This window comes from Devosia aurantiaca (assembly GCF_011058215.1).
GTDB lineage: Bacteria > Pseudomonadota > Alphaproteobacteria > Rhizobiales > Devosiaceae > Devosia > Devosia aurantiaca.
In genome coordinates this window covers 309,207-334,648 of sequence record NZ_JAALFG010000003.1, presented here as the reverse complement: position 1 = coordinate 334,648, position 25,442 = coordinate 309,207, and the positions used below count along the sequence as shown (strand labels likewise).

20 protein-coding genes and 2 pseudogenes are annotated in these 25,442 nt (G+C 61.6%); 5 read left to right on the top strand and 17 right to left on the bottom strand.

What is annotated here, in order from left to right:
* The first annotated feature begins 110 nt into the window (after nucleotides 1-110).
* Nucleotides 111-1,937, top strand: coding sequence for an ABC transporter permease (locus G5575_RS14925; protein ID WP_328766248.1), 1,827 nt, complete (start codon nucleotides 111-113; stop codon nucleotides 1,935-1,937).
* 11 nt (nucleotides 1,938-1,948) lie between these two features.
* On the opposite strand, the pseudogene G5575_RS14920 reads toward G5575_RS14925, so the two are convergent.
* The 10 genes and pseudogenes from G5575_RS14920 to melA (G5575_RS14880) all read right to left on the bottom strand — a co-directional run bounded on the left by G5575_RS14920 (nucleotide 1,949) and on the right by melA (G5575_RS14880) (nucleotide 13,154).
* Nucleotides 1,949-3,348: pseudogene (locus tag G5575_RS14920) on the bottom strand (L-serine ammonia-lyase).
* 47 nt (nucleotides 3,349-3,395) lie between these two features.
* A complete protein-coding gene (locus G5575_RS14915) occupies nucleotides 3,396-4,349 on the bottom strand; it encodes a nuclear transport factor 2 family protein (protein WP_164535024.1) in 954 nt (317 codons plus the stop codon).
* Nucleotides 4,346-5,368, bottom strand: coding sequence for a LacI family DNA-binding transcriptional regulator (locus G5575_RS14910; protein WP_164535023.1), 1,023 nt, complete (start codon nucleotides 5,366-5,368; stop codon nucleotides 4,346-4,348). The genes G5575_RS14915 and G5575_RS14910 overlap by 4 nt, the downstream gene beginning before the upstream one ends.
* 90 nt (nucleotides 5,369-5,458) lie before the next feature.
* Entirely contained in the window at nucleotides 5,459-6,688 is a 1,230-nt protein-coding gene (locus tag G5575_RS14905; RefSeq protein ID WP_164535022.1) for an ABC transporter substrate-binding protein, read from the bottom strand.
* Nucleotides 6,689-6,787: 99 nt separating this feature from the next.
* Nucleotides 6,788-7,159, bottom strand: a complete 372-nt coding sequence (locus G5575_RS19495) for a nuclear transport factor 2 family protein (RefSeq protein ID WP_207633165.1) — start codon at nucleotides 7,157-7,159, stop codon at nucleotides 6,788-6,790.
* On the bottom strand, nucleotides 7,156-7,824 hold the full coding sequence (locus G5575_RS19490) for a nuclear transport factor 2 family protein (RefSeq protein WP_207633164.1): 669 nt from the start codon (nucleotides 7,822-7,824) through the stop codon (nucleotides 7,156-7,158). Before G5575_RS19490 ends, G5575_RS19495 begins: the two co-directional genes overlap by 4 nt.
* A 116-nt stretch (nucleotides 7,825-7,940) precedes the next feature.
* Nucleotides 7,941-8,963 carry a glycine betaine/L-proline ABC transporter substrate-binding protein ProX gene (gene proX, locus G5575_RS14895; RefSeq protein WP_164535021.1) on the bottom strand — a complete coding sequence of 341 codons (1,023 nt, stop codon included), beginning with the start codon at nucleotides 8,961-8,963 and terminating at the stop codon, nucleotides 7,941-7,943.
* 87 nt (nucleotides 8,964-9,050) lie between these two features.
* Nucleotides 9,051-9,977 (bottom strand): ABC transporter permease, encoded by a 927-nt coding sequence (locus G5575_RS14890; RefSeq protein WP_164535020.1) that lies wholly within the window; start codon nucleotides 9,975-9,977, stop codon nucleotides 9,051-9,053.
* Between the two features lie 34 nt (nucleotides 9,978-10,011).
* Nucleotides 10,012-11,214, bottom strand: a complete 1,203-nt coding sequence (locus tag G5575_RS14885) for a quaternary amine ABC transporter ATP-binding protein (RefSeq protein ID WP_164535019.1) — start codon at nucleotides 11,212-11,214, stop codon at nucleotides 10,012-10,014.
* Between the two features lie 486 nt (nucleotides 11,215-11,700).
* Nucleotides 11,701-13,154: pseudogene (gene melA / locus G5575_RS14880) on the bottom strand (alpha-galactosidase).
* Nucleotides 13,155-13,257: 103 nt separating this feature from the next.
* Between melA (G5575_RS14880) and G5575_RS14875 the strand changes: the two are divergent.
* A complete protein-coding gene (locus tag G5575_RS14875) occupies nucleotides 13,258-14,130 on the top strand; it encodes an AraC family transcriptional regulator (protein WP_164535018.1) in 873 nt (290 codons plus the stop codon).
* 75 nt (nucleotides 14,131-14,205) lie between these two features.
* Here the strand turns inward: G5575_RS14875 and melA (G5575_RS14870) are convergent, their stop codons facing one another.
* The 5 genes from melA (G5575_RS14870) to G5575_RS14850 all read right to left on the bottom strand — a co-directional run bounded on the left by melA (G5575_RS14870) (nucleotide 14,206) and on the right by G5575_RS14850 (nucleotide 21,644).
* Entirely contained in the window at nucleotides 14,206-15,573 is a 1,368-nt protein-coding gene (gene melA, locus G5575_RS14870; protein WP_164535017.1) for an alpha-glucosidase/alpha-galactosidase, read from the bottom strand.
* A 12-nt stretch (nucleotides 15,574-15,585) separates the two neighbouring features.
* On the bottom strand, nucleotides 15,586-17,256 hold the full coding sequence (locus G5575_RS14865; protein WP_164535016.1) for an ABC transporter ATP-binding protein: 1,671 nt from the start codon (nucleotides 17,254-17,256) through the stop codon (nucleotides 15,586-15,588).
* 10 nt (nucleotides 17,257-17,266) lie between these two features.
* The gene (locus G5575_RS14860) at nucleotides 17,267-18,403 is read right to left on the bottom strand and encodes an ABC transporter permease (protein ID WP_164535127.1); all 1,137 of its coding nucleotides are present in this window, start codon (nucleotides 18,401-18,403) and stop codon (nucleotides 17,267-17,269) included.
* Nucleotides 18,404-18,459: 56 nt separating this feature from the next.
* Nucleotides 18,460-19,467 (bottom strand): ABC transporter permease, encoded by a 1,008-nt coding sequence (locus tag G5575_RS14855; RefSeq protein ID WP_164535015.1) that lies wholly within the window; start codon nucleotides 19,465-19,467, stop codon nucleotides 18,460-18,462.
* 62 nt (nucleotides 19,468-19,529) lie between these two features.
* Nucleotides 19,530-21,644, bottom strand: a complete 2,115-nt coding sequence (locus G5575_RS14850) for an ABC transporter substrate-binding protein (RefSeq protein ID WP_207633163.1) — start codon at nucleotides 21,642-21,644, stop codon at nucleotides 19,530-19,532.
* A gap of 139 nt (nucleotides 21,645-21,783) precedes the next feature.
* Here G5575_RS14850 and G5575_RS14845 point away from each other — a divergent pair, with 139 nt between their 5' ends.
* Entirely contained in the window at nucleotides 21,784-22,698 is a 915-nt protein-coding gene (locus tag G5575_RS14845) for a helix-turn-helix domain-containing protein (RefSeq protein ID WP_164535014.1), read from the top strand.
* 11 nt (nucleotides 22,699-22,709) lie between these two features.
* On the opposite strand, the gene glsA is transcribed toward G5575_RS14845, so the two are convergent.
* The gene (gene glsA / locus G5575_RS14840; RefSeq protein ID WP_407924865.1) at nucleotides 22,710-23,684 is read right to left on the bottom strand and encodes a glutaminase A; all 975 of its coding nucleotides are present in this window, start codon (nucleotides 23,682-23,684) and stop codon (nucleotides 22,710-22,712) included.
* Between the two features lie 127 nt (nucleotides 23,685-23,811).
* On the opposite strand from glsA, the gene G5575_RS14835 reads away from it, so the two are divergent.
* Both G5575_RS14835 and G5575_RS14830 read left to right on the top strand, forming a co-directional pair.
* Nucleotides 23,812-24,018 (top strand): hypothetical protein, encoded by a 207-nt coding sequence (locus G5575_RS14835; protein WP_164535013.1) that lies wholly within the window; start codon nucleotides 23,812-23,814, stop codon nucleotides 24,016-24,018.
* 126 nt (nucleotides 24,019-24,144) lie between these two features.
* Nucleotides 24,145-24,318 (top strand): hypothetical protein, encoded by a 174-nt coding sequence (locus G5575_RS14830; protein ID WP_164535012.1) that lies wholly within the window; start codon nucleotides 24,145-24,147, stop codon nucleotides 24,316-24,318.
* Between the two features lie 127 nt (nucleotides 24,319-24,445).
* Here G5575_RS14830 and G5575_RS14825 read toward each other — a convergent pair whose 3' ends face one another.
* Entirely contained in the window at nucleotides 24,446-25,441 is a 996-nt protein-coding gene (locus tag G5575_RS14825; protein WP_164535011.1) for an oxidoreductase, read from the bottom strand.
* Between the last annotated feature and the right edge of the window lies 1 nt (nucleotide 25,442).

Below are 25,442 nucleotides of genomic sequence, written 5' to 3'. Positions count from 1 at the left end.
ACAGGGTGTCTTGAGCCGCTTCGGCTATAAGGTTTTGCTCGGCGACACGCCCGCCGCAACGGCCATGGCCGAACTCGACCAGGCCTTTCCCGACAGCAATTGGGATCTTCGTGAGCCGGAAGACGCACGCAGCCGCCAACCTGCGGCGGTTCTTCGATCTCTTCGCCCGCTTCCTGACCCTGGTCGGATTGTCGTCGCTGCTGGTCGGCGGGGCCGGTGTCTCCAATGCCGTTGCCGCCTATATCAGCGAGCGCCGCAGTTCCATCGCCACCCTCCGCAGCCTGGGTGCGACCAGCGCGCGGATCATGGTGCATTTTTTGACCCAGGTCATGCTGCTCGCGGCCGGCGGCGTGCTGCTCGGCCTCCTTCTTGGCGCCGCCACGAGCCTTCTGGCCTTGCCCGTCTTGTCGGGCATGCTGTCGCTCGACCTGCCGCCGAGCGTCGATCCCCTGTCGCTCCTGACCGCCGCCGCGTTCGGCTTCCTGATCGCAGTAGCATTCGCGCTCTTGCCGTTACGCGGGGCGCAGAGACTGAAGCCGGCGAGCCTTTTCCGATCTTCGAGAAGCGATGAGGTGCGCCTCGGCTGGCGCGATCTCCTTGTCTGGCAAACCTCGGTCCCGCTGGTGCTGATGCTCGCCGCACTTGCCGGATTGGCGGTTCTGAGCACTGGCGCGCCATGGCTGGTCTTCTGGTACGCCGTCGGCGCGCTTGTCGCCTTTGCCCTGCTGCGGGTTGCCGCGTGGCTGCTGCAAGCCGCCTTGCGACGCCTGCCGCCCCTGCCCGATGCCAAGCTGCGACAGGCTATCCGGGCCATTCACCGCCCCGGCTCCGCAGCACCGGTCGTGGTGCTGTCGCTGGGACTGGGCCTGGCTCTTTTGCTCATGATCACGCTGCTCGACCAGAGCCTACGCGCACAGATCGACAGCGCCGTGGCTGAAGACGCACCGGCTTTCGTACTGCTCGACATGCCCAAGGACATGCTGCCCGCCGTCCAAGCCTTCGCCGCTGCGGATCCGGACATCGAAGAGCTCGAGACCATCGCCATGCTGCGTGGCAGTATCGAAAGCGTCAATGACACCGCCTCGGGCGATCTCGGGCCCCTGCCCGACGACATTGCCGATATGTTCGAGGGCGACACCGCCTTGAGCTGGGCCAATGATGTACCTCAGGGCTCGACCGTCACGGAGGGCGAATGGTGGCCTGCCGACTATGACGGCCCGCCCCTGGTTTCGCTCAGCACCGAACTGCGCGATGCGCTCGGGCTGGCCGTTGGCGACACCATGCGCATCGCCATTGCCGGCCGCCCCATCGAAGTCACCATCGCCAATTTCCGCGATATCGACTGGCGCGAGGGCACTCTGAGCTTCCGCCTGCTGTTTTCGCCCGGCATCATCGAAGCGGCGCCGCAAACGCTTATGGGCAGCATCGCCGTCGCCGATGGCACCGAACCCTCAGTCGAGACCCGGCTCGGCCGTGCCTTTCCGACGCTCAGCTTCCTGCCGGTCGGCGATGCGCTCAAGCAAATTGAAGACATCCTTTCCAACCTCGCCAATGCCGTGGCGCTGGTCGGCAGCCTTGCGGTCATTTCAGGCGTGCTGGTCCTGGCCGGCGCCATGACCGTCGGCCGCAAGCAGCGCGAAGCCGATGCGGTGGTGATGAAGGTCCTGGGCGCCACCAGCCGCGACGTCATCTTCGGCTTTTTGGTGGAATACGGGCTGCTTGGCCTCCTCGCCGCGGCAATGGGCGCGGGGTTAGGCATTGCGGCCGCCTGGTCGATCCTGACCTTCGTCATGGATATCGCCTTCGCACCCAATGCCTTGACGATCGTCTTGGTCATTCTGGGCGCCGTCGTCGCCACCATCGCCACAGGCGTTCTCACCACCTGGTCGGCCATGTCGGTGCGCCCAGCCAAGCAGCTGCGGCAAGAAGCCGTGTAACGGCCGCTCGCTCAGCAGACGGTCACATTGGCGGCCAAGCCGGCAAGGCTGGTTTCCTTGTAGCGCTCGCTCATGTCCCGGCCGGTCTGGCGCATGGTTTCGACGCAGGCATCGAGCGAGACGATGTGGGCACCATCGCTGTTCAACGCCAGCGACGCGGCCGTCACCGCTTTGACGGCGCCAAAGCCGTTGCGCTCGATGCAGGGGATTTGCACCAGCCCCGCCACCGGATCGCAGGTCATGCCCAGATGATGCTCCAGGGCAATTTCGGCAGCATTCTCCACCTGCGCAGGCGTGCCGCCCATCACGGCGCATAGCCCGGCCGCAGCCATGGCGGAGGCGGACCCGACCTCGCCCTGGCAGCCCACTTCGGCGCCGGAGATGGAGGCATTGTGCTTGATGATGCCGCCGATCGCCGCGGCCGTAAGGAGAAAATCGTGCACCTCCTTGCGCCCCGCTCCGGATACAAATTCGAGCACATATTTCAGCACCGCCGGTACCACACCCGCAGCACCATTGGTGGGTGCGGTCACGACCCTTCCGCCGGCGGCATTCTCCTCGTTCACCGCCATGGCGAAGGCGCAAAGCCAGTCATTGCCGCTTAGTGGCCCCGCCAGGTTCTGCCGCGATGACTTGCTCAATTGCCGAAAGAGCCCCGGCGCACGTCGCTTGACGCCAAGCCCGCCCGGCATGATGGGAAATCTTCGTGGAGACCGCGTGCCATGCAATCGGACATGGCCGACCAGATGGCATCCATGCGGCGGTTGAGGTCGTCCCGGCTCCGAAACACTTCTTCATTCGCGCGCTTCATCTCGGCGACCGAGAGGCCGGAGGCGTCCGCCATGTCGAGCATGCTCTTGCCGTGGTGGAAGGGGAACGGCACATTGGCTGGATCGGCCCTCGGCGCGGCTCCCATGGCGCGCATCTCGTCCTCGCTCAAGACAAAGCCGCCGCCGATCGAAAAGTAGGTCTGCCGGTAGACGGCCTGCCCAGCATGGTCGAAGGCGGCAAACCGCATGCCGTTGGGATGCTGGCTGAGCGGCGTCTTGCGATCGAAGACCAGGTCGATCGATGGCCGGAACCGGTAGGCGGGGTGACCCTCGGGGCGCACCATACCCTCGCTTTCCACCTGGGCGATCGTTTTGTCCATGATGTCGGGGTCGATCGTATCGGGACGATAGCCACTCAGACCGAGAATGACCGCCCTGCCCGTGCCGTGCCCGACGCCGGTAAAGGCCAGCGAGCCATGAAGCGAAGCTCTCAGCGCCACCGGCTTGGCACCCGCGGCCCGGGGCCGATCAAGGCGCAAGAGTTCATCGAGAAACCGCGCTGCCGCGCTCATCGGACCCATCGTGTGCGAGCTCGATGGCCCGACGCCGATCTTGAAGATGTCGAAGATAGACAAGAACATGGCTGAGCGACCCGGCCTTCGTTTGATCCGACGCTATTCCTTGCAGCTCAGTCTTGCGACAAGATTTGCAGCCAAATGGCGACTTCGTCGAACAAGACCCATTCGCGCCTTACGCCATAGGGTCCGAATTCCGCATGCGCCGCCCCCATGACATAGACCGGCTTGCCCGTCGGCGGGCCGAAATAGCCGTGGCCCTCATGCACTCCCTCCAATGCGAAGAATAGCGCCGCGCGTGGTGCCTGGCCCGGGTCGGCGCGGCCGATACATTGGTGGATCGCAAAGGACGCCGAAGGAAAGCTCGAGCGCAAAGCCAGCCAGAACTGCTCGGCAAATGACCGGCCATGGCCTGAACTGCCGCCGGGATAATCCGCCTGCACCGCGCGATCATAGCGGCTGCCGATCACGTCGAAATGCGCGTCCATGATCTCGGTCAGGGTCTCGGCATAGCGCTGGCCGAAAGCGTCGTTATTGCCACCGCGCGCAGCCGGGCCAGGTCGATCCATGGCCGAAACGAAAGGTTTTGGCTTTTCGCCGCGATCGAGTTTCGATTGGGCAAAGTCTCTCGGCGCCTGCCCCGTCTGGCGCACGATGGCGCCGGTGTCGCGGATCAGCCATTCGTCGTCGATCTTGTTGTCGATGGCGTGGCAATTGGCGATGGCGCGATAGGTAAGGCTCTTGCCGGAGGCTTTCCCAAAGACGCCGTCGCCGAGATGGGTCGCGGTGGACAGAATGCGGTGCGACGACAGCATTCCCGTTTCGGGCGTGCCGGACCAGATGACATCCTCGCCCAGCAGGACGCGATCGGGGAATTCCGAAAGGGTCTGCATGGTCGCGGCGATCACGCCCGCATTGCCGATGGAAATGCCCTGCGGCGTGCGGACGACAATGTCCTCGCTGTAATATTGCTGCAGGCTGCCAATGCGGCGCTGCTCCCAGATTTCCTCGGTGATCTTGAGGATGTAATCGGGAAAGTCTGCAAAGCGCGGCTCGAAGCCCTTCATGTGTCGGCCTTTTCAAAAGGGCCCGTCGACGAGCGGGCAACAAGGGTGTTCGGCACGACGATGCTGGTCGTGACCTCGGTCTGCTCTTCGATCATTTCGAGCAGCATGGAGACTGCGCGGCTCACCATCTTGCCGGTCGCCTGGCGAACCGTGCTGAGGTCGTACGAAGGCCAAGCCGACATGGCGATATCGCCAAAGCCGATGACCGAAACGTCGCCCGGCACGCGCAGACCCAGCTTGTGACGCAGCACATCCATGGCAGCAAATGCCATGAAGTCATTGGCGACGAAGACGGCACTGGGGCGGTCGGGCGTGTCGAACATGGCGAGCGCGGATTTTTCGGCATCTTCACGCATGAAGTTGCCGACCCCGCGCGCCGCAAGCTCGATGCCCTGCTTGCCCAGTTCTTCCCGAAAGCCGCTCTCGCGGTCGCGCTGGGTCGAGGCGTCTTCCCAGCCGGCAATATAGCCGATGCGACGGTGACCGAGGGACAGGAGGTGCCGCGCCGCCAGCCGTCCACCGCGCAGGTTGTCCGAAGTGACCGAGGGAAAGGTGCCGTGGTCCTCGACCCGGTTGAATAGCAGGATCGGCACGCCGGCCTCTGTGCAACGCTCTGCAAGCTGCGACGACATCACGACCGAGGCGACGATCAGGCCATCGACCCGGTAGCGCAAAAGATCCTCGACCACGGATTCGATGGCTGACGCCGTCTTGGGCAGGACGAAGACGAGGACGCGGTAATTCTCGGCCTGAAATGCCAGGGAAATCTGTTCCAGCACCTCGGCATAATACTGGTTGTAGAGATAGGGCACGATCAGCCCGATCATGCGCGTCCGGCCAAGGCTGAGGGAGCGCGCCAGAAGATTGGGGCTGTAACCCAGTTCCTCGGCAGCGCGGGTGACCTTGTCGGCCAGCATGGGCGACACCGATCGGCCCGGATTGAACACCCGCGACACAGCCGCTTTACTGACGCCGGCATGCGCGGCGACCTGAGCTGCGGTCACCTTGTAATTTGCCATAATGGCGCTCCTGGCCGGCTAAAATGCCAGCGCTCCGCAATGAATGTCGCGTCCGCCCCGACTCTGGGGCGAACGCCAATGATCGAAGAATTATTGCAGATAACCAGCCTGTCGTGCAGCGGCAGTATAGGCGGCTTCCGCATCGGCCAGCGCTTCTTCCGCGCTTTTGCTGCCCTGGAAAAATTGCGGCAGTTCGGCACCGAGCGCGGTGTGCAGGAGGCTCATCTGCGGCAGCATGGGATAAGCGATGGCGCCGGCATTGGCCGAAGCCTTGGTGCCGATCGAGGCGTCAGTCTCCGTCGCGCCGGGGATGAGCCAGGTCGCAGCTTCTGCATTGGCGTTGGCCATGTCGGTCGAGAGTGCGTGCATCATGGCGCGGAACGATGCCTCGGCATCCTCGTCCGAGACATTCTTGGCAATGGTGAAGCCGTCCCAGAACAGGGTCGTCGCCGGCGCCGTGCCGCCTGCCGTGGGTGCCGCCGCAAGGCGCGTGTTTTCGACCACGCCCTCTGCTGCGCCAGTGTCATCGAGGATGCCCGCAGCGCGCGAGCCCCACAGCACCATCATCGCCGTCCTGCCCGCTTCCCAGTCTGCCTGCACCGTATTGGCATCGGTCGAAAGGTATTCGGGGATCATGAAGGGGGTCAACGCCTTGAGCTGTTCGAGCGCCGCGACACCCGTCTCGTTGTTCACCGAGGCCGTTGCAGAGCCACCGTCGAAAAGGCCGCCGCCCATGCCCAGATACATGTTGATGAATTCCTGGCCCAGGTCGTAGCCAGCGCCAAACGTGCCGGCCCACTGAATTTCGGAAAGGCCGGCATCCTTGATCGCCTGCGCCGCGGCGACAACTTCCTCATAGGACGTCGGCGGTTCCACACCCGCTTCTTCAAGCAGGTCGGCGCGATAATAAAGGTGCTGGGCATTGGCCATGAAGGCCACGGCCATGATGTTTCCATCGATGGTGATCAGCTGGCTCGGATCGAGATCCTGTCCATATTGCTCGACCAGCTCGTTGAGCGGGCGCACGAGCCCTTCGTTGAGCAGCGGCACGATCGAGCCATTGGCGACGATGGCAACGCTATATTCGGCCGGATTGGTGGTCAGCGCCGGCACTTGAAGATTCTTGTGTTCGGTCGTGGCATTGGCGGTAACGGTCACGCTGTCACTGGCGCATTCGGCGGCCGCCGTTTCCACGGCCCGAAGCGCCGGAAAGTCGTTCGAGAGGATGCGAACGGAACCGCTTTCGATCCCGCATTCCGCAAAGGCTTGGCCGGTGAGGCAAAGGCTGAACCCGGCCAGAGCAAACGTCGTCAGGCGCATTTATCCCTCCAAGGATGACACGGCTCCAACCCATCTTGAAACCGGTTTCAAAAGGCTAGGCGAAACATCCAGCCTCGCGCAAGTAAATTGTGAAACCGGTTACAAGGTCCGGGAAGGCCGCATAGAGGCTTGGCGCCCGAGAATGTCGAGCCCCTGCATGTTGAGGAAATGAAGGATGTCGATGAAGATCCAGTTCTCCCGGAGCTTGTCGCCGTCGCGCCGATAGATATCGACCACGCGCATGTCGGCAGTGGAAAGGCCATTGCCCGGCAGGCCGAGATAGCCGCCGGTTGGCGTCAGCGTGAGATTGGGCCAGCCGAAAAAGCCGCCATAATTGCCCTCGGCAAGTTTGGCGATGTGCCCGTTGAAGGTGCGGTTCGACAGGTTCTGGCGGAAGGGGCGCTGGTGCTGCTCGATATAGCGGTCGATCGTATAGGTGGCGCCGATGCCGTCCGGCCCCCACCAGATCATGTCGTCGTGCCAGCAGCGCGCCAGCTCCTCTTGCGGCGTTGCATCCCGTGGCGCCGCAACCTCCGGGGAATTGAATTGGCCGCAATGTCGCCGATCATGCGGTTGATCAGCGCCAGCGTCGCTGCGCCTTCGTTTTCGGGCACCGAGCCGAACTGTAGGCCATCATGGGTCGCTGGACCCGGTTGCACCAGATGTGCGCCGGTTTGCGGTGGTAGCGGCCGCAGCCCTGCCTGGTGCATCAGGTGCAACAGATCGCAGAAGAAAGCAGTCTCACGGATCCGCCCATTCTCGACGCGGTTGAACTCCGCATAGCGCAGCATGACGATCTTGTTGGTCGGCGGAATGCCAAGGAACGGCTGGTCGAACAGCGCCATCAGGTGACCCATGGACACGGTCCAGACAGATCGAAAACCATCAATCTGGTTTCGCCCGGCAAAGAAAATGTCCTGCCGCCGCTGCACCTTAGTCATCGCGGAGAGAAACGGGATCCAGAACGTCTCGGCGACCGCCGTGGCCCCGCTCTGCTCGTGGAACGGGTGCATGCCGCGCCATGACCAGTCATCGCTGACATAGCCGCGCAGCACGCTCTCGATCGAAAAAGCCGTTGCGTTGCCTATCGCCGCATAGGCCGAGGTCACCAGTTTCTTTTCTGCCTGGAAGTCCATTTCGCGCTCCTGAAACCGGTTTCAAGAAATGCGATTTCGGGACGGCTGGCAAGCGGCTTGGATCGAGAACCTTGGTGCTGCAAAAAGGCCGGGCATGACCCCGGCCTCCTGCGTCCTTAACTTGCCTGGCGTGCCGCCTCGAGCCAAGCATCGACGGCGTCGCGATTATCCGCGATCCAGGCCGAAGCCTGCGCTTCGATGTCGCTGTCGCCGGCATTCATCGCTGCGTTCTGCGCATAGACGTCGGCGATTGGAATCTCGGCGCTTTCGAGGAGGGCACGAACGGCGGGGTTGTCTTCGAGAAACGCCGAGTTGACCACCGCATCGATGGAATTGGCCGGGAAGCCGAGCATGCACGGATCGCTGACGCAGCCCTCGACGCCAGCACGCGTGGCGGCGTCGGCAAGATCGGCCATGTCCTCGGGCAGGTTGATTTCGGGGACTTCAATCCAGACCACATCCTCGCCCGGCACCAGTTCGTTGACGGTCCAGTTGGGCGTCCAGGTGTAGAACAGGATCGGGCTACCGGTGTCATGGGCGGCAACCGCATCTGCCATAGCGGCGGCATAGCCGGCCTTGATCAGGTTGATGTCGTCCTTGAGCCCATAAACATCCATATGATGCTCGATGGTGAGCTCGCAGCCCCAGCCTGGCGGGCACGCGACCATATCGGCCTTGCCATCGCCATCCCGATCGAACGCCGCCTTGACGTCGTCGCGCTTGAAATCTTCGAGCGAGGTGATGTCCATCGCCTCGGCGGTCTTCTTGTCGACGAGATATCCCTCCACCGCGCCGCCCGTGACAACCGGGCCGACGATCTCGGCGCTGCCTTCGAAGGCCGTGCGATAGGGATTGTGGATGGGGAACCAGCCATCGACCCAAAGGGTCACGTCGCCAAAGCCGACGGATTGATAAAAGGCCGGATTGTCGAGGGTCAGCACAGTGCCGACCTCGTAGCCCAGCTCGGTGAAGAGCTGCTTGAAGATCTCGGTATAGAACCAGCCGGTGTCCCAGGTGGGCTGGGCCATGGTGATCTGGGTGCCATTGCCCGGCTGTTCCTGGGCAAAAGCGGGTGCGCTGACGGCCGTGGTGGCGAGCATCAGCGTGGCGAGGGCAGGCAGAGTCTTGAGACGGAACATTGCTGTTTTGGTCTCCTTTTATGTTGCTTTTCGTTGATCCGCCGGAGAGGCGGAGGCGAATGGGGACCTTGTCCCCAGCGAGTGGCGCTAGGAGGCCACTTTTCCGGTCGCGACCGGCGCAAGTGCGCCCGGCCGGAACATGGAAAGCAGAGTTTGACGAAGCGAGATGGTCTGCCCGGGAGCACCGAGCCCCTGGGTGATGCGGTCGAGTACGATCGCGAGAATGACGATACCGACGCCACCGGCAGTGGCCTGCCCGACATCGAGGCGCCCGAGCCCGGTATTGACCACCAGCCCCAAGCCCCCTGCCCCGATCAGCGCGGCGATGACGACCATGGAGAGCGCCAGCATCAGGGTCTGGTTCAAGCCGGCCATGATGGTGCGCATTGCCAGCGGCAGCTGCACGTCGAACAGCATCTGCAAGGGCGTCGAACCGAACGCCTCCGATGCCTCGATTAGGTCGCCGCGCACATTGCGGATCCCCAGATTTGTCAGCCGCACGATGGGCGGCAGGGCAAAGATCACCGTGGCGATGATCCCGGGCGCCATGCCGACGCCAAACAGCATCACGATCGGCACCAGATACACAAAGCTCGGAATGGTCTGCATGATGTCGAGCGTCGGACGTACCACTTTCCAGGCAAGGTCGTTGCGCGCCGCGAGGATACCGCCGAGCGGAATGCCGATCACGGCGCAGAACAGCACGGCGGTGACAATCATGGCCAGCGTCGTCATGGTCTCGGGCCAAAGCCCGATCATGTCGATGAAAAAGAAGCCGACGACAGTGAAGATCGCCATGCCGCGGCCGGCAAATTTGAGCGCCAGCAGTGCAAAGACCAGCGTCGTCGCCAACATCGGCACGAAGGCGAAAAAGGCATCGAGGCCGTTCAGCACCTGGGTGATCGGCACCTGAACGGCACGAAAGAAGGGGCGGAAGCTGGGAACCAGCCAGCCGCGCACAAATGCATTGATCCAGTCGTCAAATGGAATGACGAGAAAATCGGACGGGCTCATCGCACGTCTCCTAATTCTTGAATTTTGAAGCGCTCTAGCGAGCCGCTTCTTGTGTCTCGGATGATAGCTGGGCGAAGACCGCCTCAGGCTCGATCACGCCGACCAGCTTGTTGTCGGCATCGGTGATCGCGATGGGCAGCCCACCGCTGGCCGCGCCGTAAAGATCGGCCAGCTGCGTGTCTGCATCAGCGGTCGGAAATTCGGTCAGCATGACATCGGACAGATGCACATCGGCCGGGCCGCTATCGCGGTCCGCCGTCGCGGCCGTCTGATAGGTCACGACGCCGGCAATCTCTTCCCCATCCATGACATAGACGGCGTTGAGGTTCTGGTCTTCCATGGTTTTGACCGCATCAAACGCGGTGTCGGAATTGAGCTGCACGACCTGCGGTTCGCTCGCGACCGTCTCGGCCGTAAACACCCGCCCGCGATCGATGTCGGCGACAAAGGCTGCGACATAGTCATTGGCCGGATGAGACACGATGTCCTGCGCCGTGCCGACCTGGACGATCTCGCCGTCCTTCATGATGGCAATCTTGTCGCCCAGCAGCAGCGCCTCGTTGAGGTCATGCGTGATGAAGATGATCGTCTTCTTCAGCGTCGCCTGCAGCGCCAGAAGCTCATCCTGCATTTCCCGGCGGATCAGCGGGTCGAGCGCCCCGAATGGCTCATCCATCAAGAGGATCTGCGGATCGGTAGCCAGGCCGCGAGCGAGGCCGACACGCTGTTGCATGCCGCCGGAAAGATCGGCCGGCATGCTGTCGGCCCAGGCAGAAAGCCCCACCTGTTCGAGCGCCTTCAGCGCCTTGGCGCGACGTTCTTCGGCCGGAACGCCCTTGATCTTGAGACCATAGGCGGCGTTCTCCAAAATCGTGCGGTGCGGGAACAGCGCAAAGTGCTGGAACACCATGGCGATCTTCTGGCGCCGGATATCGCGCAGCTTGCCAGTCGAGCAGGACGCAACGTCGTCGCCATCGATCAGGATTTGTCCACTGGTCGGCCGGATCAGGCCGTTGAGCATGCGGACCAGCGTCGATTTACCGGACCCGGAAAGACCCATGACCACGAAGATCTGGCCTTCTTCGACCTCGAACCCGGCGCCCTGGACGCCGATCGTCTGGCCGGTCGCTTGAAAAATTGCTTCCTTGCTTTCGCCGCTCCGAAGCAGCTGCAGAGCTTCCTCAGGCCGATCTCCGAAGACTTTGAAGACGTCCTTGACCTTTAACTTGACTGTCATGAAACCTCATAAGTTACCCAACGCACGAATAAAGCAAAAATACGGGCAATATCCATGGTGATAAAACGTCGAAAAATAATATCGCCAACGCTTCAAGAATGAAGCGAAGTCGCATGTCAGAGCATGTCGTGTTGAAAATAGAGTATGGCAGCAGGAATGACATTTCAACCGCAAAAATGCCAGAATGTGGATTGCCACCCCTCGCGCTGACACTGCAGCAACGGCAATTCTGGTCTAGCCAATGCTGATTTTCATGCCGCTATACTAGCGCCAGAGCCCTGTTACTAAAGGGGCAAACGGCATTAAGGCTGCTCGTGCATCACATCGCTCGCGCTGAGCGCATGCACCGCAAATTTAGCAGCATCGGTATTGGCCAAATCGCAATTGACGACGCCTTTGTCGGCGGCAGCGCCCCGCCGGAATCATCCTCTGGCAATCGGCAGAAGCCTTTGCCGATCGCCAGAGAAACATGCCTTACGGCAAGTTTTAGCCGTGGTTGCCAGCCATTTCGCGAAGCTGCTCGACCGAACGCACTTCCTTGCGCGCGGCGCCCTGCCAGTCGCGCGTCTTGACGGTCGACTTGGCCACGCGCTCCCGGGCGGCGGGAATGGCGTCGGCGTATTGCGGCAGCCATTCGGCTTGGGCGACCACCATCTCGTCGACCATCGCCCAGACTTCGTCAGGGGTGCAGATGGCGCCCACCAGCGGGTCGTGCAGCACGGCAAGCTTGAGCGTATCGATGTCGCCGGTCATCGCCGCTTCAACCGACAAGCGCTGCACCGAAACGGAAACCGAACAGGTCGCGGCGCAGGCCGTCGGCAGCGTGATGCCCTCGATCATGTTGATACCGAAGCGATCGACATAGCCAGGGCTTTCGATGATGGCGTCATCGGGCAGGTTGGTGATGATGCCGTTGTTGCGCCGGTTGAAGTGACCGCGATAAGGCCGGCCGGTTTCCATCGCCTCGATAATGTAGCTGGCATGTTCGCTGGTGCGCTTGTGTTCCGAAAGCGGCTTATTGGCTTCTTCCTTGAAGACCGGGAAATCGGTCTCGAACCAGTTGCGACGCTCGGTCGAGTAGCGCAGGTAACCGCCGGTTTCACCGTGGATCCAGTGGCTCATGTCGATCCAGCGATTGATCTCGTCCGGGCGCTTCCGATACCAGGGCAGGTATTCCGAAAGGTGGCCATTGCTCTCGGTGGAATAGACGCCGAAGCGCTTCAGCACATCGATACGCACCTTTTCGGTCTTGGAATAAAGCGGGTGCCGCTCGAAGCCGGCAATCAGCTCTTCCTTTTCGATCTTGCGACCCTTGGCGCGAATATCGATGTACCAGGTCTGGTGATTGATGCCCGAGCAGACATAATCGAGCTCGTCATCGGACACACCCAGCACTTCGGCAATCTGATGCGCACCATGCTGCACGCCGTGGCAGAGGCCGACGACATTGACCCCGCCATACATCTCGGCGGCCCAGGTATTCATGGCCATGGGATTGGCATAGTTGAGGAACAGCGCCCGGGCTCAGCCACTTCGCGGATGTCCTTGCAGAAGTCGAGGATCACCGGGATGTTGCGCTGGCCATAGAGGATGCCACCGGCGCAGATGGTGTCGCCCACGCACTGGTCGACGCCATATTTCAGCGGAATCGAAATATCGGTCGAAAAGGCTTCGAGACCGCCAACGCGGACACAGGACATGATGTATCGCGCGCCGCTGATTGCCTCGCGGCGGTCGGTGGTGGCCGTTACCTTTGCCGGCAAATTGTTGACCGAGACGATGGTCTCGATGACCTGCCGGACCATGTCGAGATTATGCGGGTTGATGTCGGTCAACGCGAACTCGCAACCGACAAATTCGGGCACCTTGAGCAGGTCGGAAATCAGGGTTTTGGTGAACCCGATCGAGCCAGCGCCGATCACCGTAACTTTGAAGCTCATGTTTTCTCCTCCCGCCTGTTCATCAGCGGCAAATCTTCGTTCATTGAGTACCTCCTGGACCTAGAACGGTGTAGAGAAGAGTTGTGCGGTTGCGGGTAATTTTGTGCTAACTGACCTTTTAAACCATGGCCACGACATTCGCGCGCTGAACCTGCCGCGCTTTGCGACGCCGCTTCATTGCATGGCGCTCAGCGCCGGCTATGAACAGCGTCGCAACGAAATCTATTCTTGGGACGGCAGCAAGCGCGGCACCGCCCCTTTCCTCGTCATCCAGCATACGACGCTGGGCGAAGGACGGCTCGACTTTGCGGGAACGCAATATCGCCTGACGCCCGGCCGCACGATGCTGGTCACCATGCCGCACGCCCACCGTTACTGGCTCGATCGCGGCGGCGAATGGGAATATTTCTGGCTATTGCTCAACGGCCGCGAGGCGCTGCGACTGGCGCGCGAAATCCTCGACAACAAGGGCCCGGTGCTTGAGCCGACCGAGGGCCAGATCGACAGTCTCGCCGCTGCCTGTCTCACGCTTTTGCAGATGAACGAGCCCTCTCCCGGGCTGGTTTCAAGCGCTGCCTATTCTGCCATGGCAAGCCTTCACGACACCGCCTTCGGCAACCAGCTGCCAGCGGAAAAGCCCCTGCCCGCGAGCCTTTTGCGTGTCCTTGCCTATGTCGACGCCAATATCACCGCGCCCTTGCCGGTCGACCGCTTGGCCAGCATTGCTGAGATGAGCCGGGCCCATTTCGTCCGTCGCTTCAGCGCCGAAATTGGCATGGCGCCATCCGACCATGTGCTGGAAAAGCGCATAGAAAGGGTCGAGCGCCTGTTGCTGGCGACAGAAATGTCGGTGGCCGAAATTGCCGCGGCAACTGGGTTTGCCGACGGAAACTATCTGGCGAAAGTGCTGCGCAAGCGGCGCGGCAAGGCGCCACTTGCGTTCCGCAGTGCCGGTCGCGCCGTTTCCGGCTCTTGAGCTCCCGAAACCAAACGGCCCCGGCTGATCACCGGGGCCGTTCTTGGGAAGCAGTGGGAGGATTTGCGCCGCGTTCTAGGCGACGCGCTGCTTCCGTGGGCCATGTGTCCAGTCCGGCAACATGCCGCCATGGGCCTCGAGCAGGTCGTCCACGAGGTTCCAGATCTGATCCAGGTCGAGCTCGGCTGCGGTATGCGGGTCCATCATCGCGGCATGGTAGATATGCTCGCGGTTTTCCGTCATCAGCGCCGCAACCGTCAGTTCCTGCACGTTGATATTGGTGCGGATCAGCGCCGTCAGCTGCGGTGGCAGGTCGCCGATATAGGTCGGCTGCAAGCCATTATCGTCCACAAGGCATGGCACCTCGACGGCGGCATTGTTGGGCAGATTGGTGATGACGCCATTGTTGCGGAGGTTGCCGTAGATTACCGAAGGCTCGCCGGTCCAGACCGAATTGACGATCGAGGACGCATATTCCTTCGATTGCTTGACTTCGATGCGGTCAGCCTTCTTGTAGTCTTCCGAAGTCTTCTTCCACTTGGCGATCTGTTCAACGCAGCGCTTGGGATATTCGTCGAGCGGAATGCCGAACTTCTTGATCAGGTCCTCACGCCCTTCCTTGATGAAATAGGGCGTGTATTCGGCAAAATGCTCGGAGCTTTCGGTGACGAAATAGCCAAGACGCGTCATCATCTCGTACCGCACCTTGTTGGGGCAGCGCGGGTTCCAGGTTGGCTTGGGGGCACGACCTTCGCGATAGGCGCGGAACAGCTCTGGATAAAGATCCTTGTAGCTGCCGTCGGCCTGCCGGTGCTCGAACTTGAGATAGAAGGCCATATGATTGATGCCAGCCGAGCGGTAGCGGATTTCCTCGTAGGGAATGCCGAGGTCGATCGCCAATTCCATGGCCGTGCCCTGCACAGAATGGCAAAGGCCGACCTGCTTGATGCTCGGGTATTTTTCTGCGATGGCCCAGGTGTTTATGGCCATCGGGTTGACGTATTGCAGCATGATCGCATCGGGCGCCACCTCAAGCATGTCTTCGCAGATGCTCCAAAGGTGCGGGACGGTGCGTAGGCCGCGCATGATGCCGCCGACGCCCAGCGTATCGGCGATGGTCTGGCGTAGATTATACTTCTTGGGCACATCGAAATCGATGACCGTGGACGGTTCGTAGCCGCCGATCTGGAAGCAGACGACGACGAAATTGGTGCCATCCAGCGCCTCGCGCTGATTGGAATAGGTCTTGACCGTGGCCTTGACGCCCAACGTCTTGACCAGCTTACCGGCGATGACCGCGCTTTCTTCGAGCCGGGTCGGATTGATGTCCATCAGCCGCACTTCGGCACCCGAAAGTGCTTTTCGCTGCAAGATATCGCCAACGATGTTCTTCATGAACACCGACGAGCCGGCGCCGATGAAGGTGATTTTTGGATTTGCCATAGCTCTATTCTCCTAGGCGGCAATGTCGAATGCGGCGCGCACTAGGCGGGCCGTGTATTCGGTTTGGGGATTGTTGAGGACATCGGCGACAGGCCCCTGCTCCACGATCTTCCCGTGTTGCATGACCATCACGCGGTGACAAAGGGCGCGCACGACCTTGAGATCGTGGCTGATGAAGAGGTAGCTGAGGCCCTTTTCGTTCTGCAATTTGCGCAGCAGATCAATGATTTGGGCCTGCACCGAAAGGTCGAGCGCGGAAGTCGGCTCGTCGAGCAGGATGAATTCGGGCTGGAGCGCGATGGCGCGGGCAATGGCGATGCGCTGGCGCTGGCCGCCGGAAAACTCGTGCGGAAAGCGGTTGAGAATGCCATCGGGCATGCCGGCATCGCTGAGGGCCTGGCGCACCAGGGCGACCCGCTCGCGGCTGTCGGCGCCGATGCCATTGACCACCAGACCCTCCTCGATGATCTGGCGGATCGACATGCGGGGATTAAGGCTCGCAAACGGGTCCTGGAAGACGATCTGCATGCGGCTGCGCAGGGGACGCATCTCCTTGCGGTCCTTGTTCTCGATGCGCTCGCCGTCGAACAGAATCTCGCCGCCCTGATTGTTGATGAGACGGATCAGGGCCTGCCCAAAGGTGGTCTTGCCGGACCCTGACTCCCCTACGATCCCGAGCGTTTCGTGCCGGCTCAACTTGATGTCGAGCTGGTCGACGGCCTTGAGTTCAAAGAAATCCGGATTGAAGAATCCGCCCCGCTTAAGGGTATAACTCACCTTGACGCCACGCCCCTCGAGCACCGTCCCGTGCTTGCCCTCCTCTAGCGGCAAAGCAGCACCCTTGGGCTCGGAGGCCAGCAGGTGTCTGGTATAGGGATGGGTGGGATTATTGAACAGCGCCTGGGTAGCATTGTGCTCCTGCACCAGCCCATTCTGCATCACATAGACATAATCGCTAAACTGCCGAACCACCGTCAAATCATGGGTAATCAGGATCACGGCCATGCCGTACTTGTCTTTCAAATCCTTGATGAGATTAAGGATTTGCGCCTGCACGGTGACGTCCAGCGCCGTCGTCGGCTCGTCGGCGATCAACACGTCCGGCCGATTGGCCAAAGCCATGGCGATCATAACACGCTGCCGCTGGCCGCCGGATAACTGATGCGGATAATTGTTGAGCCGCGCCTTGGGCTCTGGGATCTGCACTTCGGTCAGCAAGGCCTCGGCACGTTTCAGCGCCTCGGCACGCGATACCTTGTTGTGCAGGTGGATGATCTCGCAGATCTGCTGCCCGACCGTATAAACCGGATTGAGCGAACTCATCGGCTCCTGGAAGATCATGGCGATGTCATTGCCGCGCAGCTTCTGCATCTGCTTTTCCGACATGGCGATGACGTCCTTGCCGGACATGGTCACCTTGGCCTTAGGCAGAATCGTCGCGCGCTTTGTAAGCAGCTTCATCAGCGTGCGCGCCGTCACCGACTTGCCCGAGCCGCTTTCCCCCACCAGGGCAATGGTCTCGCCCTTGTGCAGCTGGAACGAGACATCCTGCACGGCATGGACGACGCCGCCCTCGACCTTGAAATCGACGCCGATGTTGCGCGCGTCGAGGATCAGTTCGCGCCCATGGCTGCCGTGATCATGGCGCTGGTTGGAGACAGGCTGGATTGTGGTCGGGGTCATGGCCGGTCTCTCAATAAGGATCGATCGCGTCGCGCAGGCCATCGCCCAGCGCGTTGAAGGCGAAGACGGTGATCAGCACGAAGATGACGGGCGACAGGATCCAGGGATAAGAGCCAATCACCGAGAACGAGCTCGTGTCCTGCAGCATCAGGCCCCAGGAAATCAGTGGCGGCTTGACCGCAAAACCCAGGAAACCGAGGAAGCTTTCGAGCAGCACGACCGAGGGGACGGCCAGTGTCACGGCGACGATCACATGGCTCATGACATTGGGCAGGATGTGCCGCGTGATGATGCGGCTGTCGGGCGACCCTACCGCAATGGCGGCCCGCACATAATCGATCCGAGCCAAGGCCAGGGTCTTGGAACGCACTTCGCGGCTGAGCTGGGCCCAGCCAAGCACGGCCATGACGCCGATGACGAAGGCGATGAAGACATTGGACGGCGCTGTGATCGGGATCAGCGAAGTCAGCGCCAGGTAGAGCGGCAGTTGCGGAAAGGCGAGCACGAACTCGACGAATTTTTGCGTCCAGCTGTCAAAGCGCCCGCCCAGATAGCCCGAGGTGATGCCCACCAATGTGCCAACCACGGTGGTGATCAGCGTCACCACCAGGGCGATGGTCAGCGAGATGCGCGAACCCACAAGACCACGCGAAAGGATGTCTCGGCCGAACTTGTCTGTGCCGAGGAAATGCACGGTCTTTGTGGGGTCGGTGGGTCCGAAGAGGTGAATGTTGGCCGGGATCACCCAGAGCAGCTGGTAGGAATAGCCCTGGACGAAAAAGCCGAGCTCCGTGGGGTTGTCGTAGTCCGGCCCGATAATGGGCTGGAAGGTGATCGGATCGAGCTCGCCACCTTCCGACAATGGATAAACGACCGGAATCAGCGAGAAACTGCCGTCGGGTGCGCTGAAGCTTAGCGTATCTGGGGGCCCGAAGCCGATATTGGAGGCTTTGGGATCAATGGGCGCAAAGAAATCGGCGAACACCGCAACGATCAGCAGCAGGGCGACAAGCGTGATGCCGATCATGCCCATTACCGAGCGCCGCATGCGGCGCCAGACGAGGCTCAGATAGCTTTCGCTCTTGGCGTAGCGCGGATCGATCTTTTGCTCGATCGAGGCATCGGCTTCGGTTGCCGGGGTCGGCATCGGACCGCCAGCGGTATCGGGCGGCAGCGGGATGGACTGGTCGACGATATCGCGGCTCATGCGGCGCCTCCGAGGCGAATGCGCGGATCGAGCAAGGCAAGCAGCACGTCGGAAATGATATTGCCGATGATCAGCGTCGTCGCCAGCACCAGCATGAAGGTTGCGGTGACCCACACGTCGCCGACCGCCATCGAACCGGTGATGGCGGGGCCTACGGTTGCAAGACCAAAGACGATGGCGACTTCGATTTCACCGGTCAGCATATAGGGCAGCACCACACCCTGGTAGGCGATCAGGGGATGGAGCGCGTTGGGCGTTGCGTGCTTGAGCACCACGGCGCCGCGGCTCAGGCCCTTGGCGCGCGCGGTCTCGACATATTGGGCATTGAGCACGTCGAGCAGATTGGCACGCATCACACGCATGTTGTAAGCGAGCCCGCCGAAAGTGGCGATCGCGATCACCGGCCAGACATGCTTGATCAGATCAACGAACTTGTCCCAGCTCCAGGGCGCGCCGCCATAGCGCGGCGAGAAGAAGTTGCCGACATCCTGCACGCCCATGCGGAAGACGAGGATATAGAGAATGACGATCGCCAGCAGGAAGCGCGGGATGGTCATGCCAAGAAAAGAGATGATGCCGAACAGCGTATCGACCCATGAATATTGACGCGTCGCGGCGATGATGCCGAGCGAAATACCGATGACCGACGCAAGGATGTGGCAGGTCAGCGCTAGGGCGATGGTGGCTGGCAGGCGTTCGGCGACCACTGCGCCGACAGGCTTGTTGAAGTAGAGCGAGTGGCCGAAGTCGAAGCGCGTGACGATGCCATGGAGCCAGCGAAAATATTGGACATAGAGCGGGTCATTCAGGCCGTTGGCCGCACGATAAGCATCGGCCTGCGCCTGGGCCGCTGCCGCCGAGGCGCCACCCTGGTTGATCGCCATGGAGCGAATGTAATCGCCATAGTCGCCGGGCGGCGCTTGGATGATGATGAAGGTAACAACGCTGAGCAGCAGCAGGATCGGGATCGCTGACAGCACGCGCGAAAGAACAAAGCGGATCATCTGGACGGCCCCTATTCTGATGACGAGGGCGGTGGCGCCCTCGTCGTGCTTATCGGGTCAGCTCAGTTGCTGGTGACCGGTCCGTTGCCGACGCCGGGAGCGCCGGGCAGCGTGTCGGGGAAGAGTTCAGCGCTTGATTGCTGGTCTTCCGGCACATAGAGACGCTCACGGATAAGACCGTCTTCCGCCCAGTTGAATTGCAGGATCGGCGTGCCTTCGGGGACGTTGGCGAAGCGCTTGTTGATGATCAGCGCGCCCGGATACTGGGTGAGGCCGATGGCGTAGACATTGTCGGTGTAGAGCTTTTGATAGGTCTTCATCAGGGCGATGCGCTCGTCCGCATCTGCCGTCGCCACGAAGGCGTTGACAGTATCGACCATCTCTTGTTCGAACGGCAGCAGATCCAGGTTGCCATCTGTGCCCGCACGGTGACCACGCGCGATCTGGGGACCGGTCGGCGCCAAGTTTTGCGTGTTCTGGACGACGGTGATCAGTTCGGCATCGACGCGACGCAGGCTCCAGTCGAACTTGCCGGATGCTTCATTGGCGTCGCGCTGGTTGCCTGCCTGCGACTGGAGCAGGATGCGCAGCCCGATGGCTTCCATCTGGGCAACGACGCCTTCTGCCAGACTCTTGTCGGTCTGGTAGTCGCTGGTGCCTAGGAGCGTGATCTGGACGTCGGCACCGCCTGCAACATTGGCCGGGAAGTTGACGAAGCCATTGCCGTCGGTATCGACGAGGCCTGCCTCCTCCAGCAGCGCCTTGGCGTCATCGGCCGAGTACGGATAGTAGACCGTCGAGTCGTTGTCGTAATAGCTGGTCGGAGGCATGAGGCCGCCGGCATAGGGCGTGGTGAAGGGCCCGCGGACAAGCGCTTCGCCGAGCGCCTGACGGTTGAGACCAAAGCTTACCGCCTTGCGGAAATTGAGGTCGCGGTTCAGCTCGCGGACGGCCTGGCCACGCTCATCGGGCTCGCCCCAGCCATTGGCGGAGAGGTTGGGATAGATCGAGTAGGAGATGGTGCGCGCGCCAAAGGCAAGACGGGCGGGCGCGGTGTCCTCGGCCGAACGGCGCAACGCTTCGACGAAGCTTTCCGGCTGTTCGAGGTTGGAGAGATCACCCGAACCGGCAACTGCCTGGACGTCGCGATCGGCCCAGGTCGAGAGGCGATAATGCGCTTCATCGAGATAGGGCAGTTGGTTGCCGTTCTCGTCGACCTTCCAATAATAGGGGTTGCGACGCATCGCGATGATGTCGTCGGCGCGATATTCCACCGGCACCCAGGCGCCCATGACCGGCATGTTGAGGAATTCGGGCGGGAAGGCGTTCTTGAACTGGTCGTAGGTTGCACCGTCCTTGTATTTGGGATGCTCGGTCTTGAGGATGTGGCTCGGGCCGGGGCAGAAATTGCCGTAGGCCATGGCGTAAAGATATTGGGTCGGACGGACGTCCTTGAACGTCCACTTGATGGTGTAGGGATCGATCGCTTCAAGCGTCGTGCCGGCGCCAAAGGTTTCCGGCGAAGCGCCGTTTAGTGGGGTCACCTGCGGATCGAGGATGACGTCGTTCCAATAGAACATGATGTCACCGGCATCGAAGGGGTCGCCGTCGGACCACTTTGCGCCTTCGACAAGATGCATGGTGAGTTCATGGCCGTCTTCAGACCATTCCCAGCTCTTGGCGAGATTGGGAAGCGGCGCGAGTTCTTCGGCACGGACCTGGAAGAGCGGGCCGGTGCGGGTGAGGCATTCGGAGAGGCCGATATCGATGCCGCCCCAACCCTGGGTCTGGCCGGCGCTGTAGTTCCAGCCTTCGGGGCGGCCGCCGATCACATGGCGGATGACGTCGCCGTAAACGCCGACGCCGTCGGGCATGTTGGCGGTCTTGTAGACCATCGGCTCGGCCGGCAGGCGCTCGGCCACCGGCGGCAATTTGCCGGCATCGACAAAGGCCTTCACGAAGTCAGGCTCGTGATATTCCGGAAGTGCCTTGAATTCGAGGATGTCGTCGACGCCGACAAAGGTGGGGATCTGCTGCGCGTCGAACTGCGGCGGTGCCGGCGGCGTCGATGGCGCGGTTTGCGCCAGCACGGCCAGCATCGAAGTGGACAGCAAAAGGCCTGCCCCGCCAAGGGCATAGATATGTTTGATCACGAAAACCTCCCTAGCACCCGGCATGCGTTCCCTACGCCGCGGACCGGTTTCTCCTCTCCGGTCTTGCCTGTCGTGCACATGGCAAACCTACGCCTTGCCTAACTCAAAGCAATCCCGAATAGTAACGACTTGTTCCGGGTTCTTAAGAAGTGGGGCGATTAGTATGATTGATGAGTCAACGCCAAAGCCTCGCGAGCAGGCGCCCCGCCCCACGCCCCGATCGGACCGCAGCTTTTATTCGGCCGGCAAGGCCTTCGGGCGTTTTGGTATTCGATCCTTCCCGCCGCAGATCATGTCCGAGCCGCACACGCATGGCCATATCGAGTTCAACTGGCTCACCAAAGGCAGCATGGATTACGTCTTCCATGGCGGGCGGGCAACGATCCCCTCAGGCTGCCTCGTCGTCTTCTGGGCCGGCATTCCACACCAGACGGTGGCCCTGACCGATGTCGAAAACAGCCGGCAGCTCAACGTCTACCTGCCGGTCGATGCGTTCCTTGAAATGCCGCAGCAGCTGGGGCGATTGACTGAAACGCTGATGGGTGGAGGCATCATCCAGCTCAATGCCGATTGCATCGGCCTGGAGACCCTCGAGCGCTGGCATCAGGATTATCGCAGCGGCAACGCCCTGCGCACCGACATCGCCCGGTCGGAGATCAGCAGCATGTTCCGGCGAGCCGCCGTTGCCGGGTGGACGACCGTCCTGCCCGCCTGGGTCGAACAATCGGGCACGCGCTCGCGGACCGGGTCTTCGGTGGCATACGTCGTCGCCATGGTGCGGCACATCGTGGAAAATCTCACCGATACGCTCAGCCTCGAGGAAATCGCCAAGGTCGTTGAGCTCCATCCCAACTATGCCGCCAACCTCTTCACCAAGGTCATGCACATCTCGATCCAGAAATTCGTGGTGCGCATGCGGCTGATCCGGGCCCGATCCTTGCTGTTCGACAGCAGCATTCCTGTCGCCAACGTGGCCTTCAACTCTGGTTTTGTCTCACATACCCAGTTCTACAACCACTTTCGCCGGGCCTATGGCATGACGCCGACCGAGATGCGCCGCGACACGATCGTCTCCTGATCAGAGCCGCTTCAACCGCGCGTCCTGCCAAACACCGACCAGTCGGTGCGTTTCGCCAGGAGTTCGAGGCCGAGCACGCCGAGCCAGCTGTTCCCCATGGGGTCCAACGCCGGCGACCACGCGGCGATGGATGCTGTATGCGGCGCAATCGCTAGAATGCCGCCGCCGACACCGGACTTGGCCGGCAGGCCGACGCGGTAGGAAAAGTCGCCCGAGCCATCATACATGCCGCACATCATCATGATCGACAGCACGCGGCGGCCCCGGCGCGCGTCACCATAGGGGCGCTCGGAGCGCTCGTCCGGTCGCTCATGCATCAGGAAGCGCCCGGCCTTGGCCAGCCCTGCGCAATCGAGGGTGATGGCGCATTGATGGACATAGGCCTCCATGACCTCGGCGACCTCATGCTTGAGGTTGCCATGGTGCTTGGCCATGAACATCAGGGAGCGGTTGAGATTGCCGCCGGTGCGGTCGCTTTCCATCACATCCTTGTCGTAGCTCGCCTTTTCGCCATCCAGATGATGTTCGACAAAACGCATGACACAGCCATTGGGGTCTTGGTCGACATCGAGCAGCGCATCGACGACGACCAGCGCGCCCGAGTTGATGAAGGGGTTGCGCGGGATGCCCTTCTGGCGCTCGAGATCGATGATCGAGTTGAAGGCGTCACCCGATGGCTCCCGCCCCACGCGCTTCCACAGGCTTTCGCCCAAGGCTTCCAGCGCCACTTCGAGGGCAAAGACCTTGGAGATGGATTGGATGGGAAAGCCGGTGCCGGCATTGCCTGCCTTCACCAAAGCCCCGTCGCGGGTGAAGACGGCGATCCCGAAGCGATCAAAATCGGCCTTTCGCGGCTTGGGCTTGCCGAGGTCTTCCGCGATCTGGGTGGCCTCTTCGAAAAGCTTTGGCGCTTTTTCCGTCACTTCCGACACGATGTCGTCGAGCATGGTTTGCAGCTTTTGGGCGTCGTGCTGAAGTTCGGTCAAGGCTCACCTTCTGTGTTGCCGAACTCAAACCGCGCGGCGCCCGAAACGATCCAGCCTGCTCTTGCTCTTTTGACATGACGCCTGCTGGCGGCGCCGCTATGACCTCAAGGGTGCAAAGAGGGTTGGCATGCAGTTCGAGGTGAAGTGGGCGCGCTATCATCCGGCGCGGACAAAACTGGAATTTTGCGCCTCCGGCACGCGCAACGGCGCGCTCTTTACCGTCGTGACCGATGTGCGATGCCTCAAGGATCCGGTGACGCGGGAAAACATCCACCTCGTCGCCCTATTGCGGCTCGAAGAGCTCTTCCGAAGGCCCAGCGCATCGGGAAAATAAGGGCGGCTTACCCCTGGCGCATAGCTCCTTTGAGCAATCCGCCCCTACCGAGGACGGCCTAACGAGACCATTTAGGTGTCATGGAAACGAACGGGAATTGGCCCGGATCGCCCGATGGAGAAAGCCATGAGCACCCCGCGCAAGAACAAGTTCTTTGCGACCCTCGACACCTTTGCCACTGTGTTCAGCAGCGCAGCTGCTGTGTCGGCGGCAGTCGAAGCTGGCCGGGCGCCCAAGGCCAAGCACCTCGAGAGCCTGGGTATCGACCCCGTCGCCTTCCGCAACATCGGCAGGAACTAAGAGCTACGCTCGCGGTCCTTCGGGACTGCTGGTGCGCAGGGCCCAGGCCCTCCCTCCCGGGGCCTAGCGCCCGCCTGTCGACATGAAAGCCCGGATGCCAGTTCCCTCCTTGGCATCCGGGCTTTTCTTATTGTGCGTGCGGATTGACCAGCACGCGTCCGCGCACCTCGCCGCGCAGGATTGCCGCCGCCTTATCGGGTAAAGCGGCCAAGCCGATCGCCTCGACATTGCTGCCATAGGCAGACGGATCAAAGAGTTCCGCCAGGCGTTGCCAAGCCATCACACGCGACTCGAAGGGCTGCATGACGCTGTCGATGCCCAAAAGGTTCACGCCGCGGAGGATGAAGGGCAGGACATTGGTGCTGAGCCCGATGCCGGCTGCATTGCCGATGCTGGCCACTGATCCGCCATAGCTGATCTGGCGCAAGAGCTTGCCGAGGATATCGCCACCAACGCTGTCGATCGCGGCCACGAAGCGCGCCGATTCCAGCGGCTTGTCCGGCTGCGCCAAAAATTCGGCTCGGTCGATGATCTCAGTGGCGCCGAGCTGGCGTAGCATATCGCCGTGTTTCGGGCGACCTGACAGTGCGGCCGGCTGGTAGCCGAGCCGCGCCAACAGCATGACCGCGATCGATCCGACGCCGCCTGCCGCTCCTGTGACCAAGACCTCCCCCGCACCCGGCCTTAGGCCCATGTCTTGAAGCCGGTTGATCGCCAGCATGGCCGTCAGACCCGCCGTGCCGACCATCATGGCGTCGCGCGTCGACAAACCCGTCGGCAGCGGCACCAGCCAATCGGCCTTGACCCGCGCCCGCTCGCTATAGCCGCCCCAATGCGTTTCGCCGACTCGCCAACCGGTGAGCACAACCTTGTCGCCCGCAGCGTAACGAGCATCGTCGCTGGCGCGGACCGTACCGGCAAAATCGATGCCTGCAACATGGGGAAAATTGCGCACCAGCCCGCCCTGCCCGGTGAGGCAAAGGCCATCCTTGTAGTTGAGCCCGGCCCATTCCACGTCCACGGTGACGTCGCCCTGCGGCAGGCGATCATCGTCCAGTACCTCGACAACCGACTTCGTTTCGCCATCGACCGGCGCCTGGGTCACGAGTGCACGAAAGCTCATG